The following is a 2948-nucleotide window of genomic DNA, read 5'->3' as shown; positions in this document are numbered from 1 at the left end:
CCTTTAAGAAGATTGGAAAGCGAGAAGAGTCAAGATTACTTCAATGACACTGATTGATATTTATCAGTCAAATGCTTGATTTTAGGATTGGCATGTTTGTTTTTGATAATAATCCTGAAATAAGGGCACTTCCCGTTTATTGATAAGTCTTTCTTATCGTTTCCCTTTCTGAATTTTATTATCTCAAATTGATGCGGGTTAAACTTATGTAGAAATGTTATCGGCACTCCCATATATCCGCAATAATCTTGTGGAATGTCCTTTGTTCTATTGACATTGATACCATCATAATTATCGTATTTAGGATATTCTTGTTCGTATCCGATATAATTTTTAGTTAGCAAAATATCTTCATGCCGTATGAAGTTATCCAGATTCGTAAGCCACAAGCAATTATTGGGAGAAATAATCCTTTCCCCTAATTCGTTTATCTTTGTCTCTGTTCCGTAGAGTTCATAATGTGCTGGCACGATAAATCCAGAAATACCTCTGCCAAGATTAACTCCAAGCCATGCCTTATTGTCTTGAATGAGCTTGAAGATTTCTTTATATGTAATGGCGTTGATGTTCCCGATAATAAGAAATTTCTTATCGTATCTCATTAATTGTGCCACATACTCTCGAAACAAGGAAAAGGGCGGATTGGTAACAATTATATCTGATTGTTTAAGCAAGGCTATGCTTTCATGACTGCGAAAGTCGCCGTCTCCCTTGAAGTAAACGATGTTGGCTGTCTTTGGGTCGGTGCCAGTAAGTTCTGTTCCTGTGTATTCAAAGAAAAAACCATGATTATTTTTCCCTGTGTTGAACAAGTCTACATTCTGTTCCTTATAACAGGCTGCAATAACTTTCTTGAGTTCCAACTTCTTGAAACGAGAAACAAAATATCTGAAAAAGTTGCTGATGTGTGGGTCATCACAATTGCAATACACCACTTTACCCTTGAAATGACTTTCATAATGCTGCAACTCGCTTTCTATGTCGGCAAGCTGTGTATAGAACTCATCATTCTTTTGCTTTTTCGCCTTTTGCAGTAACTCGTTTGTAGCTTTTCTTGCCATACTTCAATATCTGTTTAAATTACTTTTTCTGGGTTAGCTGCTTAAATAAGTCGCTACCCAACATTTCCAAAGAAGTTCTTGAAATATCAAGCATGATTTCGAGCATCTTCTCAGCATTCCACCCTTCTCCGTTTCCCTGCGTGTAAATGGATGTTGCTTGAAGCATGATAGTCTTGTCGTTATGTTTAATAAACTTGTTTTTGCACAAGTTTGTATTGATAGGCATGCCGTAGTTGGCTGCGGTCAGTCTGTCCAGCCTGTTCAGCTTTCCCGAATTGTATTCGAGTGTAACAACTCTTCCGTCAGGACGTTTAACAGGAATGGTCTCTGTAAGGAAATTCGACCCTTCCAAGAATAGCACATAAGGAAAGTGCGCCTCTGCCAACATCAGATTGGCAATTTCAGCAATGTTCTTATGAGACCTCTCAATGGCATTACCAGCAGCCATAATATCTTGGTTGTCCTTTTTCCCAACAAGGTTGCCTGCCTTGATGTTTTCAATATCCTTTCCCTGATGCTTTGCCTCAGAAACCAATACAACCCTCCATTCTCCATTATCGTCTTTCACTTCCACAATTCCCCCATCAGGGATAATACTTGAATTTGGAACGAAAAGCGTTTGCCCCAATTTCGGGTCAATTTTCTTTAAGGCTTCGTTAATCTCTTCTTTCTTGATGCTCGTTCTAGATCGAAATTCCAATTGCGGGAACTCTTCTTGAAGCTTATTAAGGGCAAGATGAGAAACCTCACCGACAGTCATGTCGTGTATCTTCGTTTCTTCTCCGAAAATACCGACAACTCCTTTCGACTCCTTTTGTTGGGTTGTTAGTCTGTTGGACTGATTCTTTTTCGACATGTATTTGTTACTCAATGATTAAGCAGCCTAAAATACTTTAACTTTTTTCTATTTAAGCGTATCTTCTTCGCTTGGAACACTTACTTCATTCAAAGCCTAGCATTTAAAGGGCTAATGATTTGACGCAAAGATAGCATTTTGTTTCAGAAAGACAATAGAAAAACCTCGATTTTTCTACTAAGAACCAATATTGTCCTAAACGTTTTTGAAAAAACAAAAAAGGAAGCTGTAAACTAAGGTGGAAAATTACTACCTTAGCGGTGACGACCAATCACCCGGCTTCCGATGGCAAATATAACACTTTTTCTCAAGTAATCCGCGAGCTTCCAAAAGAAAACATCAAAAAAATCATCCGTGTTGCGGGAACGGATAGGCACAACAAGGGTTATGACACATGGAGTCAGCTTGTGAGCATGGTTTTCTGCCAGTTCTCGGGCTGCGACTCTGTGCGCGACATATCCAACGGACTGAAGTCAGCCACAGGCAACTTAAACCATCTTGGCATTAGCCGTGCGCCATCAAAGTCAACCGTGTCTTACCAGAACACGAACCGCGACAGCGACGTCTTCCGCGACATATTCTATGCGGTGTACAAATATTTCGGACAGCAGGGTTGGGGCAGTCGCAAAGGTTTCCGCTTCAAGATGCCCATAAAACTTCTTGACTCGACGTTGGTATCGCTCACGATGTCCGTGTATGACTGGGCGCATTACACGTCAAAGAAAGGCGCGGTGAAGATGCACACGTTGCTCGACTACGACTGTCTACTGCCTGATTTCGTGAACATTACGGACGGTAAAGGCAGCGACAACAAGGCTGCTTTCGACATTCCCCTGCAGCCTCACTCCATCGTCGTTGCCGATCGTGGATACTGCGACTATGCTCTACTGAACCATTGGGACAGCACGAACGTGTTCTTCGTGGTGCGGCACAAGGGAAACATGCGCTATAAGCGCGTAAGGGAGCTACCGTTGCCCGACCATGCTGCCCAAAACGTGCTCATTGACGAGGAGATAGAGCCTGATCTACCG

General features: G+C 41.5%; 3 protein-coding genes. 1 reads left to right on the top strand and 2 read right to left on the bottom strand.

Going from position 1 to position 2948, the window contains the following annotated elements; genetic code table 11:
• Positions 1-35: 35 nt before the first annotated feature.
• On the bottom strand, positions 36-1061 hold the full coding sequence (locus tag HMPREF0670_RS06910) for an adenine-specific methyltransferase EcoRI family protein (RefSeq protein WP_009230435.1): 1026 nt from the start codon (positions 1059-1061) through the stop codon (positions 36-38).
• Positions 1062-1080: 19 nt separating this feature from the next.
• Positions 1081-1917 carry an EcoRI family type II restriction endonuclease gene (locus HMPREF0670_RS06905; protein WP_009230434.1) on the bottom strand — a complete coding sequence of 279 codons (837 nt, stop codon included), beginning with the start codon at positions 1915-1917 and terminating at the stop codon, positions 1081-1083.
• A gap of 260 nt (positions 1918-2177) precedes the next feature.
• Here HMPREF0670_RS06905 and HMPREF0670_RS06900 point away from each other — a divergent pair.
• Positions 2178-2948, top strand: a 771-nt coding sequence (locus HMPREF0670_RS06900; RefSeq protein ID WP_009230433.1) for an IS4 family transposase, incomplete at its 3' end; no start/stop codon positions are given.

Origin of the sequence: Prevotella sp. oral taxon 317 str. F0108 (genome assembly GCF_000162415.1) — a bacterium.
GTDB lineage: Bacteria > Bacteroidota > Bacteroidia > Bacteroidales > Bacteroidaceae > Prevotella > Prevotella conceptionensis.
This window is presented reverse-complemented; position numbering and strand designations above follow the sequence as displayed.

What these genes read in the sequence shown, in the direction of transcription:
- HMPREF0670_RS06910 (WP_009230435.1), bottom strand. Translation starts at nt 1,061, where the DNA reads ATGGCAAGAAAAGCTACAAACGAGTTACTGCAAAAGGCGAAAAAGCAA.
- HMPREF0670_RS06905 (WP_009230434.1), bottom strand. Translation starts at nt 1,917, where the DNA reads ATGTCGAAAAAGAATCAGTCCAACAGACTAACAACCCAACAAAAGGAG.